Here is a 26,263-nt window from a genome sequence, read left to right as displayed (position 1 = left end):
ATATAAATACACGTTATATTGCTGCCCCAATGCTCACGCGGTACATGAGCAGATGAAGCCAACTGACTGAACTGAAAGAGAAATCATGATCTATCCGTGGCAAACCGATGACTGGAACCGCCTGCAACAGCTGCGCGCGCACTGGCCGCATGCGCTGCTGCTTCACGGGCAAGGCGGTATCGGCAAGCTGCGGTTCGCCCAGCATCTCGCGCAGGGATTGCTGTGCGAAGCGCCGCAGGCGAACGGCGAGCCGTGCGGCGCGTGTGTGGCCTGCAACTGGCTCACGCAGGGCAATCACCCGGACTACCGGATCGTGTTGCCCGAGGCGCTTGCGGCCGAAGCCGGTTTCGCGGCCGCCGCATCCGAGGAGGCCAAACCGGAAAAAGCCGATGGCGACGAGGGCAAGAAGACCCGCGCGCCCAGTAAGGAAATCAAGATCGAACAGGTGCGGGCGCTGCTGGACTTTGTTGGCGTCGGCTCGCACCGCGGCGGCGCCCGCGTGGTCGTCCTGTATCCGGCCGAAGCGCTGAACGTCGCCGCGGCCAACGCGCTCCTGAAAACGCTCGAAGAACCGCCGGCAGGCGTCGTGTTCCTGATGGTGTCGGCGCGCATCGACCGTCTGCTGCCGACCATCATCAGCCGCTGTCGCCAGTGGCCGATGACCACGCCCGCAACCGATGTTGCGGCGACGTGGCTCGCGCAACAGGGCGTCGACGATGCCCGCGCGCTGCTTGCCGAAGCCGGCGGTGCGCCGCTGACAGCACTCGCGCTCGCCAGCGACGACAGCCGGGCGCTGCGCGACTGGACGCTGAAGCAACTTGCTGCCGGCCCGAACTGCGACGCCTTCGCCTGCGGCGAGGCACTGCAGAAGCTGCCAGTGCCGCTCGTGCTCGGCTGGCTGCAGCGCTGGCTGTACGACCTGCTGGCAGAGCGCACGGCGGGTGCGCCGCGTTATTTTCCGGCCGCATCAGCGGCGCTCGCGCGATGCGCGAGCGCGATCGACGCCAACGCGTTCGCGCGGTTCCAGAAAACGGTCACGCGCCAGCGCGCCGTCGAGAATCATCCGCTCAACGCGCGCCTCGTGTTCGAAGAACTCTTTCTGGGCTATCGCGACCTGTTTGCGTAGTCATAATCACCCGGTCCATTCGACTGCATTTCCTCCTTTCAAGCCGCCAGAATCATGAGCCATCTGTACCGCGACGCCACCTTCGAAGACCTGCCCGCGATCGTTGCCATCTACAACTCGACGGTACCGTCACGCCAGGTCACGGCCGACCTGGAACCGGTGAGCGTCGAAAGCCGGCACGCCTGGTTTCACGCGCACGGCCCGAGCGCGCGGCCGTTGTGGGTGGTCGAGGAAGCCGGCCGCGTGATCGCATGGCTCAGTTTTTCGGACTTCTACGGCCGGCCGGCGTATTCCCGTACCGCCGAAGTCAGCATCTATCTGGACGAAGCCGCGCGCGGCAAGGGCCTCGGCAGGAAACTGCTGGCCGCCGCGCTGGAAGCGGCGCCGGCGCTGAAAATCGACACCGTGCTCGGCTTCGTGTTCGGCCACAATGAGGCGAGCATGCGGCTTTTCCACAGCTTCGGCTTTGCCGACTGGGGCACGCTGCCGCGCGTCGCGGTGCTGGACGGCGTCGAGCGCGATCTCGTGATTCTCGGGCGCCGGCTCGAACACGCGACCTGAATCCCCGTTTAAACGCGCCACCTGGACGAGGGTGCCGCGCTCACCGTCAACCCGCAGGACATCACCATGTTTGTCGACTCGCACTGCCACATCAACTTCGAAGGACTCGCCGACCGCCTGCCGCAGGTCCTCGAGAACATGCGCTCGCATTCGGTGACGCACGCGCTGTGCGTCTCCGTCGATCTCGAGACGCTGCCTTCGGTGCTCGATATCGCGCGCACGTACGACAACGTCTACGCGTCGGTGGGCGTGCATCCGGATCACGAGGACATGCGCGAGCCGACGCAGGCCGAACTGGTCGAACTGGCGGCGCATCCGAAGGTTGTCGCGATCGGCGAGACCGGGCTTGACTACTATCGCCTCGAAGGCCGCTCGATCGAGGACATGGAATGGCAGCGCGAGCGCTTTCGCACGCATATCCGCGCCGCGCATGCCACGATGAAGCCGCTGATTGTCCACACGCGCTCGTCGTGGGAAGACACACTGCGCATCATGGAAGAGGAAAACGCACGCGTGCCGGGCGGCGTGATGCACTGCTTCACGGAACCGTGGCATGTCGCGGAAAAGGCGCTCGCGCAGAATTTCTATGTGTCGCTCTCCGGTATTGTCACGTTCAAGAGCGCGACCGAGGTTCAGGACGTCGCGCGCCGCGTACCGCTCGACCGTTTGCTGATCGAAACCGACTCGCCGTATCTTGCGCCGGTACCGTATCGCGGCAAACCCAATGAACCTGCGTACGTAAGTTATGTCGGACGCTTCATCGCGCAGCAACGCGAAATGGCCGAAGCCGATCTCGCCGCCGCGACGACCCAGAATTTTTTCCGCCTGTTCAGGATCCCCCAAACGGCCTCCGTCTGACGAAAAAATTCATACTGATCAAATGGATAGGGAAGTTTCCTAAAGTAATCTATGAAAAATATTCCGACACAGTCATCGACCCTTTCAGGCGCCATTCGCGGAACGACGGGCTTTCGCGCGCAGAAAGCCGTGTGGCGCAGCGTAGCGCGCCTGGCACTGGCAGGCGGCTTTGCCTGCGCGGCGTTCGGTGCGCTGCCGGTTCAGGCTGCGCCTGCCGACACGATGATCAAGGCCGTCAAGTTCGACGACGTGAAGGAAGTCAAAAAGCAGCTTTCGCAGGGCATGGACCCGAACATGACCGACGACCAGGGCATGCCGCTCCTCGTGCTCGCCGCGCGTGAGAAGTCAGATCAGGTGGGCCAGCTGCTCGTCGACAATCCGAAGACCAACGTCGAGATTCTCGACCGCGCCGGCGAAAACGCGATGATGCTGGCCGCCCTGAACGGCGACATGGATTTCGTGAAGCTGCTGATCGCCAAGGGCGCCGAAGTCAACAAGAAGGGCTGGACACCGCTCCATTACGCGGCCGCAAACGGCAACGACGAGATCGTCACGCTGCTGCTGAAGTATTCCGCATACGTCGACGCCGGCTCGCCGAACGGCACGACCCCGTTGATGATGGCCGCGCGCGGCGGGCACGTTTCGACCGCGAAGCTGCTGCTCGATGCGGGCGCGGACATCAACATCAAGAACCAGATCGGCCTGAATGCGCTCGACTTCGCGAAGCACTACAAGGAGCCGGACACGGTCAAGGGACTGACGGCGCGCATGGAACAGATGCAGAAACAGCAGGCCGCGAGCGCCCCAGCGGCGCAGTAAAACAGTGCAAAATAGCAGCCTTGGCGCGGCGGCCGGTGCCGCGCGAAGGCTGATCCGAAGCGGCAGGCAAAGACCCGGCCGCTCGATGCTGCTCACGAAACCGCTCACATAAAAGGGATACCATGCTGCGGGTTTTGATTTGCGCAAGCGCGCTGGCCGTGCCGTTGTCGGCAGCCGCATTCACGGGTGGAGACCTCAACAAGCTGTGCACGAAGACCGACATTGCGTCGCGCAGTGCGTGCGCAGCCTACATCGAAGGCGCCGCGGACGGCGTCTTCAATACGATCGATGCGATCGGCGGCACGACCGGACCGCGCGTCGGGCAATACTTCTGCCTGCCGCAGGACGCGCGTTCCGCGCAGCTGACGGACGCCGTACGCAAATACATCGCGGAAAATCCGATGGTCGCCGGCTACAACGCGAGCACCGCGGTCTCGCTCGGGCTCGGCAAGGCGTTTCCCTGCAAGACGGGCGGCTGAGTTGTCCTGAGATCCAACCCGGATCTCGCTTGACCGTTGCCTGGCGTCACGGGCTGCGCGTCTTGCGCCGTGCGTCTCGAGCTTGATCTGCCTGCCGCGCCTCGAGCGGTAATCCGGCGCGCTTTCAGGCGCCGCACGAACAGGGAGGGCAGCACTGATGGGTCGTTTGATCGTCGTATCGAATCGCGTTGCAACGCCGACTGAAACGAAGGGGTCGGCAGGCGGACTGGCCGTCGGGGTCTTCGGCGCGCTGAAGGACGCCGGCGGCGTGTGGTTCGGCTGGAGCGGCGACGTCGTGAGCGAGACCGTCGCGAACGCGGGCCCGACGCTCGAAACCGATGGTGCGGTCACGTTCGCCACCGCCGGCCTCACGCGCAAGGACTACGACCAGTACTACCGCGGGTTTTCGAACGCGACGCTGTGGCCGGTGTTCCACTATCGCAACGATCTCGCCCGCTACGAACGCGACGAATACGCCGGCTACCGGCGCGTCAATTCGTGGCTCGCGCACAAGCTCATCAAGCTGCTGCAACCCGATGACGTCATCTGGGTTCACGACTATCACCTGATTCCGTTCGCCGAAGCATTGCGCTCCGAAGGCGTGACGAACCGCATTGGCTTCTTCCTGCATATTCCGTTTCCGGCGCCGCAGATCCTGCTGAACATTCCGCCGCACGAAGAGCTCGTGAAGTCGCTGTGCTGCTACGACCTGCTGGGTTTTCAGACCGACACCGACGAGCTCGCGTTTCACGACTACATCACGCGCCATGCGCGCGGCACGGTGACAGAAGGCAACCGCGTCGAAGCGTTCGGGCGCAAGCTGCGCACGGGCGTCTACCGCATCGGCGTGTTCCCCGATGAGATCGCCGAGCAGGCCAAGCGCTACGAGAGCCGTCAGCATGTGCTCGACCTGAAGCAGAGCCTCGAAGGGCGCAAGCTCATCATGAGCGTCGACCGCCTCGATTATTCGAAGGGGCTCGTCGAGCGTTTCAAGTCGTTCGAGCAGTTGCTGGAACGCTCGCCGGAATGGCGCGGCAACGTCACGCTCGTGCAGATCGCGCCGCCCACGCGTTCGGACGTCGCGACCTACCAGCAGATCCGCCAGGACCTCGAATACGAAGCAGGGCGCATCAACGGCCGCTATTCCGGGCTCGACTACACGCCGATCCGCTATCTGAACCAGCAGTACGACCGCTGGAAGCTGATGTCGCTGTTTCGCGAGTCGCAGGTCGGCTTTGTCACGCCGCTGCACGACGGCATGAACCTCGTCGCGAAGGAATACGTGGCCGCGCAGAACCCGGACGATCCCGGCGTGCTCGTGCTGTCGATGTTCGCCGGCGCGGCCGCGGAGTTGACTGGCGCGGTGATCGTCAACCCGCACGATTCGGTCGGCATGTGCGAGGCGTTGCAGCGCGCGCTCGGTATGCCGCTCGATGAACGCAAGCGCCGTCATGAGATGAACATGGCCGCGCTACGCAAGAACGATCTCGGCGTGTGGCGCGATTCGTTTTTGCGCGACCTGCGCAGCGTGGCCGCCAGCGAGGCCACACGCAGGTCGAAGAAGTGAGGCATCCGCGTGACCGGCACGGCGCGCGGCCATGCTGACGACGCTCGCAATCGCCGGTTACCGGTCCCTACGTGAGCTGATCGTGCCGCTCGGCAGCCTGAACGTTGTGACGGGGACGAACGGCAGCGGCAAGTCGAGCGTCTATCGTGCGCTCCGGCTGCTTGCGGCGACCGCGCGTGGCGGCGTGATTCCTTCGCTTGCGCGCGAAGGCGGTCTGCAATCCACGCTGTGGGCCGGGCCCGAGCGTTTCTCGCGCGCGATGCTCGCGGGAGAAACCGCGGTGGAAGGCACGCGCCGCAAGGAGCCGGTGAGCCTGCGGCTCGGTTTCGCGGGCGACGCGTTTGGTTACGCGATCGATCTCGGTCTGCCCATTCCCGGCCGGACGCAGTTCGCGCTCGATCCGGTGATCAAGCGCGAGTGCATCTGGAGCGGGCCGGTGCTGCGACCATCGGCGATGCTCGTCGACCGGCATGGCGCGGCGATCCGCACGCGCGACGACGCTGGCGAATGGCAGACGTTGCCACAGACAGTCGCGAGCTTCGACAGCATGATGACGGAGTTCGCGGACCCGCGAACCGCGCCCGAAATGCTCGCCGTGCGCGAGCAGATCCGCTCGTGGCGCTTCTACGATCATTTCCGTACCGATGCCGAATCGCCCGTGCGTCTGCCGCAGGTCGGCACGCATACGCCGGTGCTCGGCGACGACGGCGCCGATCTCGCCGCCGCGCTGCAGACGATCCGCGAAATCGGCGACCCGGCCGCGCTCGATCAGGCCATCGACGACGCCTTTCCGGGCTCGCGCGTCGCAATCACGAATCACGACGGCCGCTTCGAAGTGACGATGCAGCAGCAGGGCCTGTTGCGGCCGCTGAAGGGCGCCGAGCTGTCCGACGGCACGCTGCGCTATCTGCTGCTCGTCGCGGCGCTTCTGACGCCGCGTCCGCCCGCCCTGCTCGTGCTGAACGAGCCGGAGACGAGCCTGCATCCCGACCTGCTGCCAGCGCTGGGGAGGTTGATCGCACGTGCATCGGCGCAATCGCAGGTCCTGGTGGTGTCGCACGCGGCGCGACTCATCGCGTCGCTGGAACGCGAGGTGGGAAGCCAGTCGGTCGTGCTCGACAAGCAGCTTGGCGCGACCCGCATCGCTGGCAACGACGACATCGATCTGCCCGCATGGAAGTGGCCGGCCCGCTGAGTCCGCACGCATTGCCGGCGCCGCGTGAAGTGCGAAAGCATCGCAAAAAACGCTCGTCATCGAATGTTTCGCGACTGTAACAGCGCCCAGCAATTGAAATAGCAGCGCTTTTTGCGCCCGAAATGCCCAATAATCAGGATATTCGCGCCGACGACTGCATTGATTGCACGGATGCGCGCTGGCATACTCGGGCGCCGCTGCCGTCCGCGGACGCAGAAGATATCCGGTCCGTCGTCCGGCCCGTTTTCAGTACTTATCTTGCATGGGACCCGGGTGAGGTGCATGGAGCTGGAGCAAGCGCTAGAGCGCCCATGCCAGCCGTCACGCCAACGCGGGTCGACCGCAAGTTGCCTTGCATGAGACCAGAGTGAGCGACAGGCGCTGACTCTTGTCGACAGGAGACACACAGAATGAGAATTGCACAGATCGCCCCCCTCACCGAATCGGTGCCGCCGAAGCTTTACGGCGGCACGGAGCGGGTCGTGTCGTACATCACCGAGGCGCTCGTTGAACTCGGCCATGACGTCACGCTGTTTGCGAGCGGCGACTCGGTCACGAGCGCGAAGCTCGAAGCGGTCTGGCCGCGCGCGTTGCGGCTCGACCCGGGCATCCGCGACCGCATCGCGCCGCACATGCTGCTGATGGAACTGGTCCGCCGTCAGGCCGACGAGTTCGACGTGCTGCACTTTCACATGGACTACTACTCGTTCTCGGTGTTCAAACGTCAGGAAACGCCGTTCGTCACCACGATGCATGGCCGGCTCGATTTGCCCGAGCAGCAACCGGTGTTCGATACGTTCAACACCGCACCCGTGATCTCCATTTCGGACGCGCAGCGCGCGCCCCTGCCGCAGGCGAAATGGCTGACCACCGTCTATCACGGTCTGCCTGAAAAGCTCTATACGCCGCAGCCGGTCGAGCAGGCGTATCTCGCGTTTCTGGGCCGGATTTCGCCGGAAAAACGCGTCGATACGGCGATCCGGATTGCGGGCCATTGCGGCATGAAAATCCGCATCGCGGCGAAGGTCGATGCTGCCGACCGCGAATATTTCGAGCGCGACATCAAGCCGTTGCTCGCGCAACCACACGTCGAATTCATCGGCGAAATCGCCGACAGCGAGAAGGCCGGTTTCCTGTCGGGCGCGCATGCGCTGCTGTTTCCGATCGACTGGCCGGAGCCGTTTGGTCTCGTGATGATCGAGGCGATGGCCTGCGGCACGCCGGTGATCGCGTTCAATCGCGGCTCCGTGCCTGAGGTGCTGGACGATGGCGTGTCAGGTTTTATCGTCGAAGATGAAATCGGCGCCGTGGCCGCGGTGAACCGTCTGCACAAGCTGCCGCGCGCGGGCGTGCGCAAGCGCTTCGAAGAACGCTTCACGTCGCACCGGATGGCGCAGCAGTATGTGGAGGCGTATCAGTCGGTGATTCGCGCGCAGAAACGTTCGCGCTTCAAGGTGATCGACACGTCATCGAGCTAAAGCCGCGACAGCGTGCGGTGGTGAACGTTGCAGGCGTTGTCGTTCACGCGGCGCATGCCCCGGCAATCATGCCGGGGCATGGCATAACGGATAAACCTAGATCTTCAGACGCGACACCTTCGTACCGGCGATCGAAACATCGCCCATCAAACCGGCATTGGTCAGGATGAACACTTCGACCGGTGCCGTCGCCGTGGTGGTATCGATGGCGCCATTGGCGCCCAGCTTCACGAGCGCGACCGATGCGTCTCCACCCGCGGACCAGCCGTCCGAATTGCGGAATTTGTCGAGCGAATCCTGCGTCATGAACAGGAAGATGATGGCCTTCGACTGGGCGCCGGCCTGCAGGCCGAACGAACCCGATATCGTGCTGTAGTACCCGACCGTGCCGCCGCCTACACGCAGCGAACCTTCACCATACTGGCCGCCTACGATAAAGCCGGCCTGGATAACGGACGGGAACACCAGAATGCCGCGGGCCTTCGAGACCAGTTCGCGCGAACCCGGCACAGTGGAATAGAGGCGTGAGATCGTGCCGTCGACGCTGGCGTCAATCGACTGGCGCTTTGAGGCATCGGTCGCGGCCGAGTCCGGCTTGTTTCCTGTTGTCGTACAGCCCGTGATTGCAAGGGTTCCGAAAGCGAGCGCAGTAGTAGTCTTCAAAATGAAGTTTCGTCTTTGCATCGTTTTTCTCCGTCGTGGTTCCTGGGCGCAACCTTATTGTTGAGTCGGATTGCCTCGCCAGTTATATCACACGCGGGCAGAAAGATCGCGCCCCCAGGATCACGAAAACCCTTATGGCGCGGGCCTTTGCGCGTGGTCACAAATACGGCGTTGTAGATTTTACCGATGCTCGTGCGGGGACTTTTTCTCACGCACAGAGCGTGCGCCGCGATCCGGATAATGGCATTCACCGGGTCCGACATCCGCCGCCCGGACGCGCGGACTGAACTCTTTTCGGTCATTTTTTCCGCTTTGGCTTCACCGTCGCGAGCGCGCGGCGACGGCACAAAGTGTTGTCTGGAAGCCGCAACCGGGCGATTGCTCAGTGGTTGGCCGTGCCCTTGACGGGCGGTGGCGGGCGGCGCAGCGCGCGCCGGATACCGCCGATGAGGGCGCCGATTGCAAAAAGCGTGGCGGCCGGCACGATCCAGTAGCCGACGAATGCATGCCACAGATAGCTCGCGAGCGTGCTCTTGCGCACGGCGTATTCATCGATGGCCTGTTGCTGGCGAGGTGCGTTGGCGCTAAGGACATCGGCGGGACAGCCGGCCGCGCGCGCATCGTCGGGCATGCCGTGACAGCGCGCAGGCGCACCGGCGGCGCGTTGCGCGTCGGTGAACTGCCAGGTGGTGAGTGCGGTGTTCAGGTCGACGGCGTTGTACGCCATCTCCTCACGAATCTCGTTGACCGCGACGATCGCCACCGGCACCGCCCAGAAGACGATGACGACGAGCCAGCGTCTGAGCCAGCGGTTCTTGTGTCTCCCAACCATTCTTGCCTCCGTTCAATGCTCTTCGGCATCAACGACAAGATGGCGGCCCGCCTGCTTATGTTTGTGGGGTACTGGGGCCGTCTCCGCAGCCATCATAGAAGAAAACGGCACAGAGCGGCGAACGTGGTGCTGAAACGGGGATCAGGCGGAAAAAGAAGGAGGGTGCCGATGCATGCCGCGCGCATTGTCGTGCGCGGCATGCAGGTGTCACGATGCTACTTGAGGTGCTGTGTCACGCCGGACTGGAAACGGATCGATCCGCACATGGCCGTCCGTCAAAATGCGGCACAACGCGATGCGCCGCGCGGGATGACTAGCCCTTGTTGCTGAGGCAGCTCGACATGAACGCCTTGCGTTCGTCGCCTTTCTTGCCGGTTGCCTGCTTGTTGCATGCCGTCATCTTCTCCTGCTGCGTCATCGGCGCGGAAGCGGCAACCGGGGCGCTCGCCGACAGGCAGCTCGACATGAATGCCTTGCGCTCGTCACCCTTCTTGTCGCCCGCCTGCTTGTTGCACGCAGTCATCTTCGACTGCTGGCTGTTTTCGGCGAAAGCGAGCGGCGAGGCGAGCATGCCGCCAAGGACGAGCGCAGCGATAGCGGACTGGATCTTCATGGGACACTCCATCGTTGTTGAACGTTGTTGGCGGTCGTGCGAGCGGGCATCGAAAGATCCATGGCCCATCGCTGTCACCATTATGGCAAAGCTGTCCGTCAAAACGGCTAAAACCATAATATGGTTGACAGGTGCGCCGTAAGATTCTTCCCTGATATCGTCAGGCACGCGGCATCTTCAATGAGCAAGCGAACACACCGACACCTGAACATGGAGGCATGACCATGCACTATCTGTTGATGTACGACGTATCGGCCGAATATCTGCAGCGGCGCGGAGAATATCGCGCGGAGCATCTGAAGTACGCGTGGGCCGCGGTCGAGCGTGGCGAACTGTTGCTCGCGGGTGCACTTGCGGAGCCTGTCGACGGCGCGATCCTGCTCTTCGAAGCGGACTCTGCCGATGTTCCCGAAGCGTTCGCCGCATCAGATCCATACGTGCGCGCCGGGCTCGTTACACACTGGCGCGTGCGGGCGTGGACGACCGTTGTCGGAGAACATGCGAGTTCACCGGTCCGTTAGCCGGGATTGCGGGCGAGTGCGCGGGATGTGTGAGCATCATTGTCGAACAGGAGGGTTGCGATCACGACAATCGCGTGACGAAAACGGACCGGGCAACGCCGCAAAAAGGACAAGTTTGTTTCCATCAGTAACACTTGTCTCATGCATATTCATGCAAACCCTGGTGATGGTATGCTTCGTGCACAAATTCTCCGATGCACGAGTGAGACCACGTTTTGTGCGTCGCTAACGGGATTATCCGCACTAAGGCTGTGCGGTTTCCCCTAAACGAACCAAAACGTATAAGCATATTGTGCAACCGGGGGCATGACACAGATCACGAAACAAGAAATCTGTGCGTGTCCAAAGCCGCAGCCTGGCCGTGCTGCGTGGAGAAACGTATGTTTTTCGATGAGCTAAGCAATGACGAGTGGGCGCTACTCTCAGCGCTCGTTTCAGATGAACCAGCGGTCCGTCTCAATCGACGTGGCCGCCCCCGCGCCGAACCGCGCATCGTGACAAACGCGGTGCTGTGGATCCTGACCACCGGTGAACCGTGGTCCAAACTTCCTGGCCGTTATCCCTCGGGTCCGACATGCCGTCGCCGCTTTGAAGAGTGGCAGCTGAACGGCACGCTGGCCGGGATGGTGCAGCTGCTGTCGCAGACCGGACGCCGGTTCGCGTACATTCCGGAACCGTCGACACCCGCTGAGCCGCAACGCGCTGCCCAACCCGTCGCCACCCCAGCCGCACGCGAGGATGAAGGCGTGCGCGGCGTGTTCTGGAAGAGCCCCGAATCGTGGCAGGCACCGCACGACGACGCGGAAGCATGGCGTCCCGTCGATCCGTTCGCCGAGATCACGCGGCAACTGTCGGGCTCGCCCGATGATGACGCGCAGGCGCGTGTTTCAGTGGCAGGTCATGCCCATGCGGCCCATCATCCTGATGGAGCGGCGCATCACGCCACCGCGCATCAGGACGACGGCAGTCGCTCTGCGATGCGGATGGGTCTCTCTTCGCATGGGACGCAGTTCTCGGACCGCCGCGGCTATGTCATCGATGTGATCGCGCAACCGGTGCCCGGCGACATGTATCGCGCGTGGGCCGAGATCATGAAGGATGGCAGGCGCGTCGAGCGTTCGGGCCTTGTCGGCCCGCGCTTCGAAACGCCGGAAGCGGCGGAGCAGTACGCACTCGACTGGGCCCAGCAATGGATCGATCGTGACGAGCGCACGCTCGTCGCCGCCGCGCATGACGACACGCTGCACGCCGGGTCGTTGCGTCCGGTGTCGCGTCCGATGCCGGCGCCGCGCCCAGCGGCACCTGTCGCGTCGTCAGGCCTGGTCGCGACCGGCAGTGCTGTGTCCGCGCCGGGTACAACTGCACGCGTACCCGCGCTCGCCCAGTCTGCTGCGTCGTCCGTCCCGCAAGCCGTCAACGTCAGTCCGGCGAATGTGCACGCTGCCGCGCAAGCAGCTGTGAATGCACGCCGGATGCCGCTGCGCCGTTATCCGGAAACCAGCGCGGAAAGCAGCACGGACAGCAGCACCGATGACAGCAGCAAAGGCCGTGACCGTTTCGCGCCGGCTTCCGAATGCATCTCCCACGTGGGATGAGCGCTGGAGATACCCGCGGCCGGTAGCGTGACGTTAGCGACCGACACACGGGAATCACAACAACACATCACGCTGTCGCTTTACTGGCGTCCGTACGTATCGTCGAAGCGCACGATGTCGTCTTCGCCGAGATAGGAGCCGGACTGCACCTCGATGATTTCGAGCGGCATCTTGCCGGGGTTTTCGAGGCGGTGCGTGACACCCAGTGGAATATAGGCCGACTCGTTCTCGGAGACGATGAAGCGCTCTTCACCCCGTGTGACGAGCGCCGTACCGCGAACGACGATCCAGTGTTCCGCGCGGTGATGATGCATCTGCAGCGACAGGCGCGCGCCCGGTTTCACCACGATCCGTTTCACCTGGAAGCGCTCGCCCGTATCGACCGAATCGTAGTAGCCCCACGGACGGTGAACCTTGCGATGATTCGCCGCTTCGGGGCCGTTTTGCGTGCGGATGCGCCCCACCACCTTCTTCACGTCCTGCACGCGCGAGCGGTCGGCGACGAGAATCGCGTCCGCGGTTTCCACGACGACGAGATCCTGCGTGCCGACGCACGCGATCAGGCGGCCTTCCGAATGCGCGAACGTCGACGCCGCACCCTCGAACATCACATGACCGCGCCCCACGTTCTGGTCCGCATCTTTCGGCAGGATCTGCCAGATCGCGTCCCACGAACCCACATCCGACCAGCCTGCATCGAGCGGCACGACGACGCCCGCGCACACGGACGTATCCGTGTTCAGCCGTTCCATTACCGCGTAGTCGATCGAATTCGACGGTGACGCGCAAAACGCATCGCGCTGCAGCCGGAAGAAATCGCCATCGGTCTTGCCGCCCGCGAACGCCTGCGCGCAGGCCGAATAAATCGCCGGCTGGAAGTGCTTGATCGCACGGATCCACGTTGACGCACGCATGATGAAAATGCCGCTGTTCCACCAGTATTCGCCGGAACTCACATAGCGTTGCGCCAGTTCGAGATGCGGCTTTTCGACGAAGCGGTCGAGCTTGCGCGCGTCCGACGTACCGGCGTTCGGCGCAGCTTCCCCCACGCGGATATAGCCGTAGCCCGTTTCCGCACGCGTGGGCACGATGCCCATCGTCACGATGTGGCCGAGCGCGGCCTGCTGCACGCCTGCGCTCACGCTCGCATGGAAGCGCGCAATGTCGGACACCGCATGGTCGGCGGGCATGATGACCATCAGGCCATCCTGCGCGTCGGCGATGATCGACAGCGCGGCGATCGTCAGCGCAGGCGCGGTATCGCGACCGACCGGTTCGAGAACCAGCCGCGCGGCCTTGCCGCTCACGCGCAACTGTTCCGCCGTCGTGAAGCGATGTTCCTCGTTGCTGACCACGACTAGCTGGTCAGCAACGGGGTAGCCCGCATCGAGCGCATCGAGACGGCGCGTGGTGGACTGCAGCAGCGATTCGTCGCCGAGCAGGTCGATCAGCTGCTTCGGATGCTGCTCGCGCGACATCGGCCACAACCGGGTGCCGGACCCGCCGGCCAGAATCACGGGATGAACTTTGAGTTTCACGGTGGCGGCATTTGAAGACCGAATGTCGACGTCGGGCGCTGCGATGTGCGCTGTCATGCGAGGGCTCCTGAAGGCTGGATCAATGCGTCGAGTTGTATCACGACGTAATTTGCCAATAAAAGAAGCACTAAATTCCTGTTGCTCAAATGTAATAAGGAAATTAATGGACAATAACTTTTATATGTCCTTGTTATTTACGAAAGAAAATAAAAACAGAAAAAAACTGACGTAAAAAGAGGCGCCAGATTTTTTTGCCGGAAATAGTGGACGGGAGAGAGGGAGATGGCGTTTCGAGTCGCTTGCTGCTGGCGGTCAGAAGATGTGCCCGTTCTGCCTGTTTATTGGGAAAAAGGCAATATTTGTGGCAATTATTACTGATCAAAAAGCCAGAAAATAGCGTAACAATTGCCGATACAATTTGAGATATTTTGCCGCCTTGCAACCCGAATTTTAATATCGCTTTATCTATACCTGTACGAGGGTATTTACTCATTCAGACCAGAAATTTCGCTTCGACAGGTCAATAGCCGGGATTCGCCTTTATCAGCAGACGACAGGCGTCTGGCTGAGTGGCACGACCACCTGTCCATGCCGCCCGTTCGGGCAGCGCGAAGTGCAATCAAACACGGACGGAACTTGACTGACGAACCGAGGAGCGGCTCATGCTGAGCGTTCTATCCAGGATTATCGACATCGCGATGGTGGGCCTCGGCGCACTTATCGCGGCTGCCGTGCAACGCGGGACGTTCGTATGGCTGAACGACATGCAGAGCGTCTCGCTGCTGTTCAACTGCCTGCTGATGGTCCTGTTTTTTCCTGCGCTCGGCATCTATCAGTCATGGCGCGGCAAGCCCGTGTACGACCTCCTGTGGCGCGTATCGGGCGGCTGGCTGATCGTGGAGGGCGCCGGCATCCTGATGAGCTTCAGCCTGCACCGCTCGGACCTGCTGTCGCGTCTGTGGCTCGTGTACTGGGCCGTCGCGACGATCGTGCTGCTGATGATCACCAAGGCGCTGGTACACGGCGTGCTGAAAGGGCTGCGTCGCGAAGGTTACAACCAGAAGGCGGTGGCGATCGTCAGCGGCGCGCTGTATGGACGCTTTCTGATCGAGCAGATGCGCGACCGCCCGGAAGCGGGCTTCAGCCCCGTCATCGTGTTCGACGAGCCGGGCGGCCGTCGCGAAAGTGATCGCATCGAGGCGCCTGTGGGCGCGGCGAACCTGCCGGTCGAACTGGAAGGTATTCCCGTCGAGCGCGATTTCAACCGGATGGTGCGCGCGGTGCGCACGCGCGGCATCCGCGAACTGTGGCTCGCGCTGCCGATGTCGCACGAGCGAACGATTCACCGCTTCGTGATGGAGTTTCGCAACGAGTTCGTGAACATCCGCTTCATTCCGGATGTGCGCAGCCTGAGTCTTTTCAACCAGCCGGTGGTGGACCTGCTGGGCGTGCCGGCGATCAACCTCGCGGCTTCGCCGATCACCGATGTGCGTGTGCTGCCGAAGTTCGTGTTCGACCGCATGTTCGCGCTTGCGGCGCTTGCGGCGCTGTCGCCGCTGATGCTCGTGATCGCAGCGATGGTCAAGCTCTCGTCGCCGGGGCCGGTGTTCTTCCGGCAAAAGCGCAAGGGCATCGACGGCCACGAGTTCGAGATCTACAAGTTCCGCTCGATGAAAGTGCACGCGGAAACGGCCGGCAAGGTCACGCAGGCGACGCGCGGCGATCCGCGCATCACGGCAGTCGGCGCATTCCTGCGCAAGACGAGCCTCGATGAACTGCCGCAGTTCATCAACGTGCTGAAGGGCGAGATGTCGGTGGTGGGTCCGCGTCCGCATGCGCTCGAACACGATGACATCTACAAGGATCTGGTGAAGGGTTACATGCACCGCTATCGCATCAAGCCGGGCATCACGGGCTGGGCGCAGATCAACGGGTATCGGGGCGAGACGGACCGCATCGAAAAAATGATGGGACGCGTGAAGCTCGACCTGTACTACATGCAGCACTGGACCTTCTGGCTCGACATCAAGATCGTCGCCCTGACGCTCTACAAGGGCTTTGCCGGTCGCAACGCTTATTGAGCGCGCCGCAGCGCGGGGCACGACAGCGAACCGCGGCACATGCGTTTTCCGTTTCTGGAATGTTCAAATTTTCGAGGTGTAACAGATGAACCTGACGATCATGGGTACCGGCTATGTGGGGCTCGTAACGGGCGCGTGTCTTGCCGACATCGGCAACGACGTGTTCTGCCTCGATCTCGATCAACGCAAGATCGACGTGCTCAACGGCGGCGGCGTGCCGATCCACGAACCGGGCCTGCAGGAAGTCATCGCGCGTAACCGCAAGGCCGGGCGCCTCAGGTTCTCGACCGACATCGAAGCGGCTGTCGCGCACGGCGACGTGCAGTTCATCGCCGTCGGCACGCCTTCGGACGAAGACGGTTCCGCCGACCTGCAGTACGTGCTGGCGGCGGCGCGCAATATCGGCCGCCACATGAACGGCTTCAAGGTGATCGTCGACAAGTCGACCGTGCCGGTCGGCACCGCGCTGCGGGTACGCGAAGTGATCGCGGAAGAACTCGCCGCGCGGGGCGCAAAGCACATGTTTTCCGTGGTGTCGAATCCGGAGTTCCTGAAGGAGGGCGCCGCTGTCGAGGATTTCACGCGGCCTGACCGGATTGTGCTTGGCTGCGATGAGGACGTGCCCGGCGAAAAGGCCCGCGACGTGATGAAGCGCGTCTATGCGCCGTTTAACCGCAACCGCGAACGCACGCTGTACATGGACGTGCGTTCCGCCGAATTCACGAAGTACGCGGCGAACGCGATGCTCGCCACGCGTATTTCGTTCATGAACGAACTCGCGAATCTCGCCGACCGCGTGGGCGCCGACATTGAAGCCGTGCGCCGCGGCATCGGCTCCGATCCGCGCATCGGCTATGACTTCCTGTATGCGGGTTGCGGCTACGGCGGCTCGTGCTTCCCGAAGGACGTGCAGGCGCTCATCCGCACGGCCGGCGAACACAGCGCCGATCTGCGCATCCTGAACGCGGTGGAAGCCGTCAATCACGACCAGAAGGAAATTCTCGCGCACAAGATCGAGATGCGCCTTGGCGCCGATCTGACGGGCCGCACCTTCGGCGTCTGGGGTCTCGCATTCAAGCCAAACACCGACGACATGCGCGAAGCACCGAGCCGCCGTCTGATCGCGGCACTGCTCGCGCGCGGCGCATGCGTGAAGGCGTACGACCCGGTTGCGATCGACGAGGCGAAGCGCGTGTTCGCGCTCGATCTGCAGCACGCACCGCAACAGCTTGCCCGCCTCGAATTCATGAACGAGGAAATGGATGTCGCGCAAGGCGCTGACGCGCTCGTGATCCTCACCGAATGGAAGGTCTTCAAGAGCCCCGATTTCGAGAGCCTGAAGGCCTTGCTGAAGTCGCCGCTGGTTTTCGACGGCCGCAATCTGTACGAGCCGGAATCGATGGTGGAACTCGGCATCGAGTACCACGCGATTGGTCGGCAGCCTGCACGTGCAACACACGCGGATTCGACGCCCGCGCGTGCCGTGCCGCAGGCGGTCGAGACCACGGCCCGCTGAACGCACCACGCACCTCACGGAACCGGACCATGTTCGCCAACGTACTCATCGTCTGCCACGCCAACGTGTGCCGCTCGCCGGCCGCGGAAATGCTGTTCAAGGCCCGTGCGCTGCCCCGTCTGGGCGCGCGCATGGCCTTCCAGTCGGCGGGCATCTGTGCGTTCGACGGCGAGAGCATGGACCCCGTCATGCGGCGCCTGCTCACGGAGCAGGGCGTCGCCACCAGCGGACATCGGGCGCGACGCCTGAACCGCCGCCTCGTGCGCGACGCCGATCTGGTGCTGGTCACCGAGCGCGCGCAGGTGAAGGAGGTCGAAGCGCTCGATCCGACTTCGCGCGGCAAGGTCTGGCCGCTTGGCAAATGGGAGGACTCCGATGTCGCCGATCCGCATGGCGGACACGTTGCCGGCTATCGGGCAAGTCTCGTGCTCATCGAACACCTGGTCATGGGATGGCTAAAAAAAATATGCTGATGCGAAACCTCACACTCTCTCTGCTGCTCGCGGCCTTTCTGTCGGCCTGCGCGACCGCGCCGGGGAATTACCTCGACACGTCGCACCTGAAGGAAGACCAGCAGCAGGCGCCTGCTGAAGACTATCCGGTGCATGTGATCAACGCGCAGGTCGTGATGGATCAGGCGAAGGCCGCCGCCGCGCCGCAGCTGCTGCCGCAGTCGCGCTACACCGATCCGTCGCAGTGGGTCTACCGGATCATGCCGCAGGACATTCTCGGCGTGACGGTCTGGGATCACCCTGAACTCACTACCCCGAACGGCAGCACGCTCTCCTCAGGCGGCAACACGACGCAGTCGGTCGGCGCGGTGCTGCAGCAGCCGTACACCACCGCGTTGCCGGGCCAGGCCGATCCGTACGGCCAGACCGTCGCCGCCGACGGCACGATCTATTTCCCGTTCATCGGCCGCATCCGGGCCGCCGGCAAGACGGTGGGCGACCTGCGTGACCAGCTGACAGCCGGGCTCGTGCGCTACATCAAGAATCCGCAGGTGGACGTGCGCATCCTGTCGTACCGCAGCCAGAAAGTGCAGGTGACAGGCCAGGTGAAGACGCCCGGGCCACTCGCCATCAGCGACGTGCCGCTTTCGCTCGTCGATGCGATTACGCGCTCGGGCGGCCTCACGAACGACGCCGACCTGCAGCGCGTGCGCCTGACGCGCAACAAGCAGCTGTACGTGCTCGACGCGAACCGCATGCTGGATAACGGCGACGTCTCGCAGAACGTGATGCTGCAGAACGGCGACATCATCAACGTGCCGGACCGCATCGACAGCCGCGTGTTCGTGATGGGTGAAGTGAAGGCGCCGGTCCAGCTGCAGATGATCAAGGGCCGTCTGTCGATCGCCGATGCGCTCACGCAGGCTGGCGGCATTCTCGACACCGATGCGAACCCGCGCCAGATCTACGTGATGCGCGGCATGAAGGACAACCCGACGACGCCCGACGTGTATCGCCTCGACATGACGCAGCCGGACGCCATCATGCTGTCCACACAGTTCCAGCTGCAACCGATGGATGTGGTCTACGTGGGCACTGCCGCGTCGACAACGTTCAACCGTGTGCTGCAGCAGGTGCTGCCGACCATCCAGACGTTGTTCTATCTGAAGCAGCTGACGCGCTAGTCGTATGACCGCCAACAGCCCGGCGGGCCCGCACGGAACATCGTGGCGGACCCGTCGGGCCCGAGGTGAACCAACCAGGATCGAACTGTGAGCACTCACGCAAACACTCCTCTGGCCGGACCGGCCAGGACCGAAGAAGAGGACGTTGTCCTCGGTCAACTGGTGCAGGTGATCATCGACGACATCTGGTGGCTGATTGCCATTGCGCTGTCGATCGTCGCGGTCGCTGTGTTCTATTGCTACATCGCGAAGCCGGTGTATTCGGCCGATGCGCACGTGCGCGTCGAGCAGTCCGACAACACGTCGCAGGCACTCACGCAGACGCAGACCGGCGCGAACATTTCGTCCGGCCAGACCGCGCTGCCGACCGACGCCGAGATCGAGATGATCAAGAGTCGCGGCGTGGTGGCGCCGGTCGTCCAGCAGTTGAAGCTGAACTTCAGCGTCGCGCCGAAGATGCTGCCGGTGATCGGCAGCCTCGCCGCACGGCTCGCGACGCCGGGCGAGCCGGCGCGCCCGTGGCCGCTTCTCGACCGCCTGGGCGGCTACGCGTGGGGCGGCGAAATCGCCGACGTCGATTACGTCGAAGTGCCGCCCGCGCTCGAAGGGCAGAAGATGACGATGACCGCGCTGGAGAACGACCAGTACGAACTGCAGGCGCCCAACGGCTCGCTGCTGCTGCGCGGCCAGGCAGGCCAGCCGGCGCAGGGCAGCGGCGTGTCGATTCTCGTCAACCGGCTGGTGGCGCGTCCGGGCACCCAGTTCAACGTGATGCGCGCGAACGATCTTGATGCGATCGCGTCGTTCCAGTCGGCGATCCAGGTGTCGGAGCAGGGCAAGGGCACGGGCGTCATCCAGATTTCGCTGGAAAACCAGGACCCGCAGCGCGCCGCTGAAATCGCGAATGCGCTCGCGCAGTCGTATCTGCGCCAGCACATCGCGAGCAAGCAGGCCGACGCGAGCAAGATGCTCGACTTCCTGAAGAGCGAGGAGCCGCGCCTGAAGGGCGATCTCGAACGTGCCGAAGCCGCGCTCACCGCCTATCAAAGCAAGTCAGGCTCGATTAACGCAAGCGACGAAGCGAAGGTGTATCTGCAGGGCAGCGTCGAGTACGAATCGCAGATTTCCGCGCTGCGTATTCAGATCGCGTCGCTCGAACAGCGTTTTGGCAACGATCACCCGATGCTCATCGCGGCGCGTGCACAGCTCGCCGAACTGCAGGCGCAACGCGAAAAATACGCCGACCGATTCCGCAATCTGCCGGCCACCGAAGTGAAGGCCGTGCAGTTGCAGCGTGACGCGAAGGTGGCGGAAGACATCTACGTGCTGCTCCTGAACCGCGTGCAGGAACTGTCGGTGCAGAAGGCCGGCACGGGCGGCAATGTGCATATCGTCGACGTGGCGCTGCGTCCGGGCGCGCCGGTCAAGCCGAAGAAGATGCTGATCATCTCGGCGGCCGTGATCCTGGGTCTCATCCTCGGCACCGGTTTTGTGTTCCTGCGCCGCAATCTCTTCAAAGGTATCGACGATCCGGAACACATCGAGCGCATGTTCCATCTGCCCGTATACGGTCTCGTGCCGATGAGCCCTGAGCAGGCCGTGCTGGAAAACAGCTTCGAGCGCGGCGGCAACCGTCTGCGCAAGGTGCTGGCCGCGGCCCGCCCGAAGGATGCGACCGTCGAAAGCATGCGCAGCCTGCGCACGTCGATGCAGTTCACGATGATGGACGCACGCAACCGCATCGTCGTGTTGACGGGCCCGATGCCCGGTGTCGGCAAGAGCTTCCTGACCGTCAATCTCGCGACGCTGCTCGCGCATTCCGGTAAGCGCGTGCTGCTGATCGACGGCGACATGCGGCGCGGCGCGCTGGAGCGCTATCTCGGCGGCGCGCAGGATATCGGCCTGTCGGAGTTGCTGAGCGGCCAGATCTCGCTCGAGGAAGCGATCCGTCACACGGAAACCGAGAACCTGAGCTTTATCTCGTGCGGTCACCGTCCGCCAAATCCGTCGGAACTGCTGATGTCGCCGCGTCTGCAGACGTATCTCGAAGCACTCGCGAAACGCTACGACGTGATCCTGATCGACACGCCGCCGGTGCTGGCCGTGACCGATGCGTCGATTGTCGCGGTGCACGCGGGCGCGACGTTCCTCGTGCTGCGTTCGGGCATGCACAGCGAGCCGGAAATCAACGATGCGCTAAAGCGCCTGAACAACGCGGGCGTGACCGTGCAGGGCGCGATATTCAACGCGATGCCGGCGCGCTCGCGCGGCAACTATTCGCGTGGTTATGCAGCCATGCAGGAATATCTGAGCGCCTGAGCGCACGAAAGGACCCACCATGAAAGTCACCGTACTGGTTCCGACGTTTCGCCGTCCCGCCGATCTCGCGCGCTGTCTCTCCGCGCTGCAGCGCCAGCAGCGCGCGCCGGATGAAGTGATCGTCGTCGTGCGCCCTGATGACGCCGAAACGCTCGCGTGCCTCCACGACCCTGCCGTGAAGGGCACGTTGCCGCTGCGCGTTGCGATCGTCGAAACGCCGGGGCAGGTCGCCGCACTCAACCGCGGGCTGGATGCGGCGACGGGCGACGTGATCGCCATTACCGACGACGACGCCGCACCGCGCCCCGACTGGGCGCAACGCATCGCCGACGCGTTCTCGAACGACCTGCTGCTGGGCGCGCTCGGCGGGCGCGACTGGGTACACCAGAAAGGCGGCATTCTCGATGGCGCCCGGCCGCTCGTCGGCAAGCTGCGCGCGTCGGGCAGGATCATCGGCAATCACCATCTTGGTGTGGGCGGTGCGCGCGAAGTCGACCTGCTGAAAGGCGCGAACATGAGCTACCGGCGCGAAGCAATCCGCACGATCCGCTTCGATCCGCGCCTGCGAGGCGCGGGCGCCCAGGTACATAACGACATGGCGTTCAGCATGAGCGTGAAGCATGCCGGCTGGAAGCTCGTGTACGACCCGCAGGTCGCCGTCGATCACTTTCCCGCCGAACGTTTCGACGACGACCGGCGCGACGCGCAGACGATGCAGGCCGTGCGCAACGCCGCGTACAACCTGCACCTGATCCTGCGCGACCATCTGCCGCCGCTGCGCCGCGAGGCCGCGTGGTGGTGGTACACGCTGGTCGGCACGCGGGTGTATCCGGGCATGGCGCATGCGGTGCTTGCGCTTGCCTCGAAGCGCGGCCGCGCGACGCTGTCGCGCTGGCGCGCGGTGCGTACCGGCGCGCATGAGGCGCGACGCCGCACGGCGTCCTGAAACGCAGGCTGCTGCCTTCCATCACCCGCCCGGAGTTACTGCATGAGTGTGACCCACGTCCACGTCCATCTGTTTTACGGTGCCGACCCGCGTTTTTACCGCAAGGGCGACAACATCGGCTGCCTGTACGGCTATCACCATGCCGAATCGGACGAGTTTGCGCTGAGCTATTCGCAGGACGCGCGCGAGCGTCTGCCGATGCGGCTCCTGCGTCGTGGACTGAAGGCCGTGCTGGGCTTCGACTTCATCCACACACTGCGCAATCGCGATGAAATCATGCGCTCCGACGTCGTGTGGACGCATACGGAACACGAATACCTTTCGGTGGCGCTGTTGCTGCTGCTCAATCGCCGGGAGAAACGCCAGCCGCTGCTGCTCGCGCAGAGCGTCTGGTTGCTCGACAAATGGCCGGACTACGGCGCGCTGCGTCGCTGGGCGTATCGCAAGCTGGTCGCGCGCGCCGACGTGCTGACGACGCTCGCCTCCGAAAACGCCGCGTTGTGCCGTCGTTACCTCGGGCGCGACGCGCTGCATGTGTATTACGGCCTGAATACGCACGATTTCCCGGTGCGGGAACCGGTCGCATGGCAGCCGCACACGCCGGTGCGCATCGCGGCGATCGGCAACGATCGCGACCGCGACTGGGAAAGTCTGATCAGCGCCTATGGCAACGATGCGCGCTACACCGTCAGGCTGGCGACACGCCGGCGCATTCCCTCGTCGCTGCGCGCTTCGAACGTCGAGATCGCGCCCGCAGCCGGCCTCAAGAAACAACACGAACTGTATGACTGGGCCGATGTGATCGTCGTGCCGCTGCGGCCGAACGCGCACGCGTCGGGCATCACGGTGATGCTCGAAGCAGCGGCGGTCGGCAAGCCGATGATCGTCACCGATGTCGGCGCATTGAAGGACTATTTCACTGACTCGCAGGCGGCCTACGTGCCGCCGTTCGATCCGGAGGCGCTGCGTCAGGCGGTCGAGCGCCTCGTCGCCGCGCCGGCAGACGGGTTGCGTCAGGCGCAGGCCGCCGCGCGCCAGTTGATCGCACGCAAGCTCACGACCGAGCAATTCGCGCTGCAGCACGTGCGCATCACGCGCGAGCTGATGAGCCGGCGGAGCGCGCCGCGCGGCCGCTCCGTCGACGAAGCGCGGCGCCGGGCGGGCGGCAGCAGCGCGCAGCCGCAGTCACGGCATCAGGCCGGCAGGGGGCAATGACGATGGCTGTCGCACGCGCCCCGATCGACGCACGTCCGTCGCGCTTTTTCAGCAGCGAACGCAAGGCCTGGCTGCCGCAGGCGCTGCTGTGGCTCGTCACGGCCGTCCTGATCGGCGCGCACCAGGGCACCGTGCTGACACTCGCGTTTCCGGTGCTCGCGATTCTCACGGGCTTCTGGCTCTACTTCAAAAGCCCCGCGCACTATGTCGGCTTCATGTGGTGGCTGTGGTTCCTGAGCCCTGAAGTGCGCCGTCTCGCGGACTGGTCGAAAGGCTCGTTCACGCCGACGAGCCTGATTCAGGTCGCGCCGCTCGCCGTCACGATGATCAGCGGCCTCTCGCTGCTTCGTTTTTACCCGCTGCTCGCGCAGCGGCGCGGCCTGCCGGTGCTGCTGATCCTCGCGGGTCTGGCCTACGCGTTTCTGGTCGGCGTGGTGTCGAGCGGGCCGCTCGCCGCGCTGTACGACCTTGCGAACTGGCTCTATCCGGTGCTGATCGGTTTTCACATCATGGCGCACACGCGCCAGTACCCCGAGTACCGCGAGGTGATCGTCAACACGTTCATCTGGGGCATGCTCGCGATGGGCGCCTACGGTCTCGTGCAGTTTTTCATCATGCCGGCATGGGACGTGATGTGGATGCTCGGTTCGCAGATGAACTCACAGGGCGACGCCGTGCCGCTCGGCGTGCGCGTGTTCAGCACGATGAATTCGTCCGGCCCGTTCGCGCTGGCGATGATGGGCGCGATGGTGTTCGTGATGGCGGCGCAGCATCGCGTGCGCTGGATCGCGGGCGCGCTCGGCTTTCTCGCGTTCGCGTTGAGCCTCGTGCGCTCGACGTGGGGCGGCTGGGTCGTCGCGCTGATGATCCAGCTCATCAAGTCGAGCAACCGCGTGCGCGTGCGGATCATCGCGACCGCCGTGCTGCTCGGGGGCCTGTGCGTGCCGCTGCTGGCCGTCGGCCCGGTTGCGGAGCGGATGCAGACGCGTCTGGAAACCATCGTCAACCTCAACGACGACACGAGCTACGCAGCGCGTAACCAGTTCTACGCAACCTTCGCCAAAACCGCGTTCACCGATGTGCAGGGCGAAGGCCTCGGCGCCACCGGCACGTCGACCAAACTGTCGAGCGACAGCGGCGGCGAGCTCGGCAAGTACGGCAACTTCGACAGCGGCGTGATGAACATTCCGTTCGTGCTGGGCTGGCCTGGCACGCTGCTCTACATGTCGGGCATTGTGTGGCTCCTGATGCGGGCCGTACTCGCTTCGTTCTCGCTCAAGGACGACAAGTTCGCGGGCGCGTGCCTGAGCCTCGGGCTTGCGTGTTTCTCGATGCTGGTCTTCACCAATTCGCTCGTGGGCACAGGCGGCCTGCTGCTGTTCATGAGCTTCTTCTCGATTCTGTCCGCGGCGCACTGGCAAAAGCTGAACCGCCGGCGGAATCTCATACTCCATGGAGGGCACTGATTGAGAGTCGCCATCGTCACGCACGTCGTGCGTCATAACGACGGCCAGGGACGCGTCAACCATGAAATTGCGCGCGCGGCCCTGGATGAAAATATTGCGGTGACCCTCATTGCGTCGCACGTCGCGCCGGAACTGCTGGCGCATCCCGACGTGCGCTGGATCCCGATACGGATCGGCAAATGGTGGCCGTCGAACCTGCTCCGCCAGCAGGTGTTCGCGCTCAAGAGCGCATGGTGGTTGCGCCGGCATCGTCGTGAATACGACGTCCTGCATGTGAACGGCTTTATCTCGTGGATCGCCGCCGACGTCAACACCGCGCACTTCGTGCACAGCGGCTGGTTCGACAGCCGCTACTATCCGTTCGGGCTCGCGAAGGGCGTGTGGTCTGCCTACCAGTTTCTCTACACCGGCGTGAACGCGCAGCTCGAACGTTGGGCGTACCGGCGCTCCAGCGTGATCACAGCCGTCTCGCAGAAGGTCGCCGACGAAATCCGCGCGCTCGGTCTGACGCCGCGCAATCGCGTCGACGTGATCTACAACGGCGTCGATACCGAGGGTTTCGCGGCCGCTACGGAGGATCGCGCGAAATTCAACCTGCCGGACGACGCGTTTCTGCTCCTCTTTGTGGGCGATCTGCGCACGCCGCGCAAGAACCTCGGCACTGTGCTCAAGGCGCTGAAGGAACTGCCCGAGCACGTGCATATCGCCGTGGCCGGTTATCTGCCAGGCAGCCCGTATCCGGACGAAGCACGTGCGCTCGGCGTCGAGCATCGCGTGCATTTTCTCGGGCTCGTGAAAGAGATGCCGGTGCTGATGCATTCCGTCGATGCGTTCGTCTTTCCGTCGCGCTATGAGGCGATGAGCCTGTCGCTGCTCGAGGCGATGGCGGCCGGTCTGCCCGTTGTTACCGCGCGCACGGCAGGGGGCGCGGAAATCATCACGCCCGAGTGCGGCATCGTGCTCGAAGATCCGGACGATCCACATGCGCTTGCGGGGGCAATCGCGCGCCTCGCGGCGTCCGACCCGGTGCGCCGCGCGATGGGCCGTGCCGCCAGCGAACTCGCGACCGGCTTCGGCTGGGCGCGTATGGCACGCCAGTACATCGATCTGTACCGGCAGATCAGCGGCCGTCGCGGCGGCCCGCGCAACGTGCGCAGCACCCAGGGCGAAGCAGGGCGCGCCGGTATGCTCGCGCGCCGCGAGACGGCCGAATGATTCACGTATCGATCATCGCTACGC

24 protein-coding genes are annotated in these 26,263 nt (G+C 63.7%); 19 read left to right on the top strand and 5 right to left on the bottom strand.

All coding sequences use genetic code 11. The annotated features are described in order from the left end of the window. Window positions 1-85 precede the first annotated feature (85 nt). The 8 genes from LPA36_RS26770 (at window position 86) to LPA36_RS26735 (ending at window position 8,083) form a co-directional block, all read left to right on the top strand. Entirely contained in the window at window positions 86-1,126 is a 1,041-nt protein-coding gene (locus LPA36_RS26770) for a DNA polymerase III subunit delta' (RefSeq protein WP_228883354.1), read from the top strand. 54 nt (window positions 1,127-1,180) lie between these two features. Continuing rightward, window positions 1,181-1,687, top strand: a complete 507-nt coding sequence (locus LPA36_RS26765; RefSeq protein WP_228883352.1) for a GNAT family N-acetyltransferase — start codon at window positions 1,181-1,183, stop codon at window positions 1,685-1,687. Window positions 1,688-1,753: 66 nt separating this feature from the next. Then, window positions 1,754-2,545: a TatD family hydrolase gene (locus LPA36_RS26760; RefSeq protein ID WP_228883350.1), complete on the top strand. Its 792-nt coding sequence runs from the start codon at window positions 1,754-1,756 to the stop codon at window positions 2,543-2,545. A 51-nt stretch (window positions 2,546-2,596) separates the two neighbouring features. After that, window positions 2,597-3,364, top strand: a complete 768-nt coding sequence (locus tag LPA36_RS26755; protein ID WP_228883348.1) for an ankyrin repeat domain-containing protein — start codon at window positions 2,597-2,599, stop codon at window positions 3,362-3,364. Between the two features lie 122 nt (window positions 3,365-3,486). Continuing rightward, window positions 3,487-3,843 (top strand): Rap1a/Tai family immunity protein, encoded by a 357-nt coding sequence (locus LPA36_RS26750; protein WP_228883346.1) that lies wholly within the window; start codon window positions 3,487-3,489, stop codon window positions 3,841-3,843. A 157-nt stretch (window positions 3,844-4,000) separates the two neighbouring features. Then, on the top strand, window positions 4,001-5,410 hold the full coding sequence (gene otsA, locus LPA36_RS26745) for an alpha,alpha-trehalose-phosphate synthase (UDP-forming) (RefSeq protein WP_228883343.1): 1,410 nt from the start codon (window positions 4,001-4,003) through the stop codon (window positions 5,408-5,410). A gap of 31 nt (window positions 5,411-5,441) precedes the next feature. After that, window positions 5,442-6,605, top strand: a complete 1,164-nt coding sequence (locus LPA36_RS26740) for an AAA family ATPase (RefSeq protein ID WP_228883341.1) — start codon at window positions 5,442-5,444, stop codon at window positions 6,603-6,605. 410 nt (window positions 6,606-7,015) lie between these two features. After that, window positions 7,016-8,083, top strand: a complete 1,068-nt coding sequence (locus LPA36_RS26735) for a glycosyltransferase family 4 protein (protein WP_228883339.1) — start codon at window positions 7,016-7,018, stop codon at window positions 8,081-8,083. A gap of 96 nt (window positions 8,084-8,179) precedes the next feature. Here LPA36_RS26735 and LPA36_RS26730 read toward each other — a convergent pair whose 3' ends face one another. The 3 genes from LPA36_RS26730 to LPA36_RS26720 all read right to left on the bottom strand — a co-directional run bounded on the left by LPA36_RS26730 (window position 8,180) and on the right by LPA36_RS26720 (window position 10,191). Continuing rightward, window positions 8,180-8,767 (bottom strand): BPSL1445 family SYLF domain-containing lipoprotein, encoded by a 588-nt coding sequence (locus LPA36_RS26730; protein WP_228883338.1) that lies wholly within the window; start codon window positions 8,765-8,767, stop codon window positions 8,180-8,182. Window positions 8,768-9,128: 361 nt separating this feature from the next. Next, window positions 9,129-9,578, bottom strand: a complete 450-nt coding sequence (locus LPA36_RS26725; protein WP_228883336.1) for a hypothetical protein — start codon at window positions 9,576-9,578, stop codon at window positions 9,129-9,131. A 313-nt stretch (window positions 9,579-9,891) separates the two neighbouring features. After that, window positions 9,892-10,191: a PsiF family protein gene (locus tag LPA36_RS26720; protein WP_228883334.1), complete on the bottom strand. Its 300-nt coding sequence runs from the start codon at window positions 10,189-10,191 to the stop codon at window positions 9,892-9,894. Between the two features lie 224 nt (window positions 10,192-10,415). On the opposite strand from LPA36_RS26720, the gene LPA36_RS26715 reads away from it, so the two are divergent. Next, the gene (locus LPA36_RS26715) at window positions 10,416-10,712 is read left to right on the top strand and encodes a YciI-like protein (RefSeq protein WP_228883332.1); all 297 of its coding nucleotides are present in this window, start codon (window positions 10,416-10,418) and stop codon (window positions 10,710-10,712) included. A gap of 380 nt (window positions 10,713-11,092) precedes the next feature. Further along, a complete protein-coding gene (locus tag LPA36_RS26710; protein WP_228883330.1) occupies window positions 11,093-12,307 on the top strand; it encodes a transposase in 1,215 nt (404 codons plus the stop codon). A gap of 80 nt (window positions 12,308-12,387) precedes the next feature. On the opposite strand, the gene LPA36_RS26705 is transcribed toward LPA36_RS26710, so the two are convergent. Together LPA36_RS26705 and LPA36_RS26700 are read right to left on the bottom strand one after the other, a co-directional pair. Next, entirely contained in the window at window positions 12,388-13,902 is a 1,515-nt protein-coding gene (locus tag LPA36_RS26705) for a mannose-1-phosphate guanylyltransferase/mannose-6-phosphate isomerase (protein WP_228883328.1), read from the bottom strand. A gap of 133 nt (window positions 13,903-14,035) precedes the next feature. Continuing rightward, on the bottom strand, window positions 14,036-14,338 hold the full coding sequence (locus LPA36_RS26700) for a hypothetical protein (protein ID WP_228883327.1): 303 nt from the start codon (window positions 14,336-14,338) through the stop codon (window positions 14,036-14,038). Between the two features lie 169 nt (window positions 14,339-14,507). On the opposite strand from LPA36_RS26700, the gene LPA36_RS26695 reads away from it, so the two are divergent. The 9 genes from LPA36_RS26695 to LPA36_RS26655 all read left to right on the top strand — a co-directional run bounded on the left by LPA36_RS26695 (window position 14,508) and on the right by LPA36_RS26655 (window position 26,239). Beyond that, entirely contained in the window at window positions 14,508-15,926 is a 1,419-nt protein-coding gene (locus LPA36_RS26695) for an undecaprenyl-phosphate glucose phosphotransferase (protein WP_228883324.1), read from the top strand. A gap of 85 nt (window positions 15,927-16,011) precedes the next feature. Next, complete coding sequence (locus LPA36_RS26690; RefSeq protein ID WP_228883323.1) at window positions 16,012-17,442, top strand: UDP-glucose dehydrogenase family protein; 1,431 nt, start codon at window positions 16,012-16,014, stop codon at window positions 17,440-17,442. Window positions 17,443-17,471: 29 nt separating this feature from the next. After that, entirely contained in the window at window positions 17,472-17,915 is a 444-nt protein-coding gene (locus LPA36_RS26685; protein ID WP_228883316.1) for a low molecular weight protein-tyrosine-phosphatase, read from the top strand. Then, on the top strand, window positions 17,894-19,078 hold the full coding sequence (locus tag LPA36_RS26680; protein ID WP_228883314.1) for a polysaccharide biosynthesis/export family protein: 1,185 nt from the start codon (window positions 17,894-17,896) through the stop codon (window positions 19,076-19,078). Before LPA36_RS26685 ends, LPA36_RS26680 begins: the two co-directional genes overlap by 22 nt. A gap of 111 nt (window positions 19,079-19,189) precedes the next feature. Further along, window positions 19,190-21,397, top strand: coding sequence for a polysaccharide biosynthesis tyrosine autokinase (locus LPA36_RS26675; protein WP_228883424.1), 2,208 nt, complete (start codon window positions 19,190-19,192; stop codon window positions 21,395-21,397). A gap of 19 nt (window positions 21,398-21,416) precedes the next feature. Continuing rightward, window positions 21,417-22,343, top strand: a complete 927-nt coding sequence (locus LPA36_RS26670; RefSeq protein ID WP_228883312.1) for a glycosyltransferase family 2 protein — start codon at window positions 21,417-21,419, stop codon at window positions 22,341-22,343. Window positions 22,344-22,385: 42 nt separating this feature from the next. Next, window positions 22,386-23,558: a glycosyltransferase family 4 protein gene (locus LPA36_RS26665; protein WP_228883310.1), complete on the top strand. Its 1,173-nt coding sequence runs from the start codon at window positions 22,386-22,388 to the stop codon at window positions 23,556-23,558. 2 nt (window positions 23,559-23,560) lie between these two features. Then, complete coding sequence (locus LPA36_RS26660) at window positions 23,561-25,024, top strand: glucose-6-phosphate isomerase (RefSeq protein ID WP_228883422.1); 1,464 nt, start codon at window positions 23,561-23,563, stop codon at window positions 25,022-25,024. Beyond that, window positions 25,025-26,239 (top strand): glycosyltransferase family 4 protein, encoded by a 1,215-nt coding sequence (locus LPA36_RS26655; RefSeq protein ID WP_228883308.1) that lies wholly within the window; start codon window positions 25,025-25,027, stop codon window positions 26,237-26,239. Window positions 26,240-26,263: the final 24 nt, after the last annotated feature.

The sequence above is a fragment of the Paraburkholderia saeva genome, assembly GCF_907164555.1.
Taxonomy (GTDB): domain Bacteria; phylum Pseudomonadota; class Gammaproteobacteria; order Burkholderiales; family Burkholderiaceae; genus Paraburkholderia; species Paraburkholderia saeva.
This window is presented reverse-complemented; position numbering and strand designations above follow the sequence as displayed.

Excerpts from the sequence above, each read along its gene's own strand:
- LPA36_RS26660 (WP_228883422.1), top strand. The coding sequence starts at position 23,561 with ATGGCTGTCGCACGCGCCCCGATCGACGCACGTCCGTCGCGCTTTTTC.
- LPA36_RS26695 (WP_228883324.1), top strand. The coding sequence starts at position 14,508 with ATGCTGAGCGTTCTATCCAGGATTATCGACATCGCGATGGTGGGCCTC.
- LPA36_RS26730 (WP_228883338.1), bottom strand. The coding sequence starts at position 8,767 with ATGCAAAGACGAAACTTCATTTTGAAGACTACTACTGCGCTCGCTTTC.
- LPA36_RS26760 (WP_228883350.1), top strand. The coding sequence starts at position 1,754 with ATGTTTGTCGACTCGCACTGCCACATCAACTTCGAAGGACTCGCCGAC.
- LPA36_RS26765 (WP_228883352.1), top strand. The coding sequence starts at position 1,181 with ATGAGCCATCTGTACCGCGACGCCACCTTCGAAGACCTGCCCGCGATC.
- LPA36_RS26670 (WP_228883312.1), top strand. The coding sequence starts at position 21,417 with ATGAAAGTCACCGTACTGGTTCCGACGTTTCGCCGTCCCGCCGATCTC.
- LPA36_RS26770 (WP_228883354.1), top strand. The coding sequence starts at position 86 with ATGATCTATCCGTGGCAAACCGATGACTGGAACCGCCTGCAACAGCTG.
- LPA36_RS26720 (WP_228883334.1), bottom strand. The coding sequence starts at position 10,191 with ATGAAGATCCAGTCCGCTATCGCTGCGCTCGTCCTTGGCGGCATGCTC.
- LPA36_RS26680 (WP_228883314.1), top strand. The coding sequence starts at position 17,894 with ATGGCTAAAAAAAATATGCTGATGCGAAACCTCACACTCTCTCTGCTG.
- otsA (WP_228883343.1), top strand. The coding sequence starts at position 4,001 with ATGGGTCGTTTGATCGTCGTATCGAATCGCGTTGCAACGCCGACTGAA.
- LPA36_RS26750 (WP_228883346.1), top strand. The coding sequence starts at position 3,487 with ATGCTGCGGGTTTTGATTTGCGCAAGCGCGCTGGCCGTGCCGTTGTCG.
- LPA36_RS26705 (WP_228883328.1), bottom strand. The coding sequence starts at position 13,902 with ATGACAGCGCACATCGCAGCGCCCGACGTCGACATTCGGTCTTCAAAT.
- LPA36_RS26685 (WP_228883316.1), top strand. The coding sequence starts at position 17,472 with ATGTTCGCCAACGTACTCATCGTCTGCCACGCCAACGTGTGCCGCTCG.
- LPA36_RS26740 (WP_228883341.1), top strand. The coding sequence starts at position 5,442 with ATGCTGACGACGCTCGCAATCGCCGGTTACCGGTCCCTACGTGAGCTG.
- LPA36_RS26690 (WP_228883323.1), top strand. The coding sequence starts at position 16,012 with ATGAACCTGACGATCATGGGTACCGGCTATGTGGGGCTCGTAACGGGC.
- LPA36_RS26755 (WP_228883348.1), top strand. The coding sequence starts at position 2,597 with ATGAAAAATATTCCGACACAGTCATCGACCCTTTCAGGCGCCATTCGC.
- LPA36_RS26715 (WP_228883332.1), top strand. The coding sequence starts at position 10,416 with ATGCACTATCTGTTGATGTACGACGTATCGGCCGAATATCTGCAGCGG.
- LPA36_RS26700 (WP_228883327.1), bottom strand. The coding sequence starts at position 14,338 with ATGAGTAAATACCCTCGTACAGGTATAGATAAAGCGATATTAAAATTC.
- LPA36_RS26735 (WP_228883339.1), top strand. The coding sequence starts at position 7,016 with ATGAGAATTGCACAGATCGCCCCCCTCACCGAATCGGTGCCGCCGAAG.
- LPA36_RS26710 (WP_228883330.1), top strand. The coding sequence starts at position 11,093 with ATGTTTTTCGATGAGCTAAGCAATGACGAGTGGGCGCTACTCTCAGCG.
- LPA36_RS26665 (WP_228883310.1), top strand. The coding sequence starts at position 22,386 with ATGAGTGTGACCCACGTCCACGTCCATCTGTTTTACGGTGCCGACCCG.
- LPA36_RS26725 (WP_228883336.1), bottom strand. The coding sequence starts at position 9,578 with ATGGTTGGGAGACACAAGAACCGCTGGCTCAGACGCTGGCTCGTCGTC.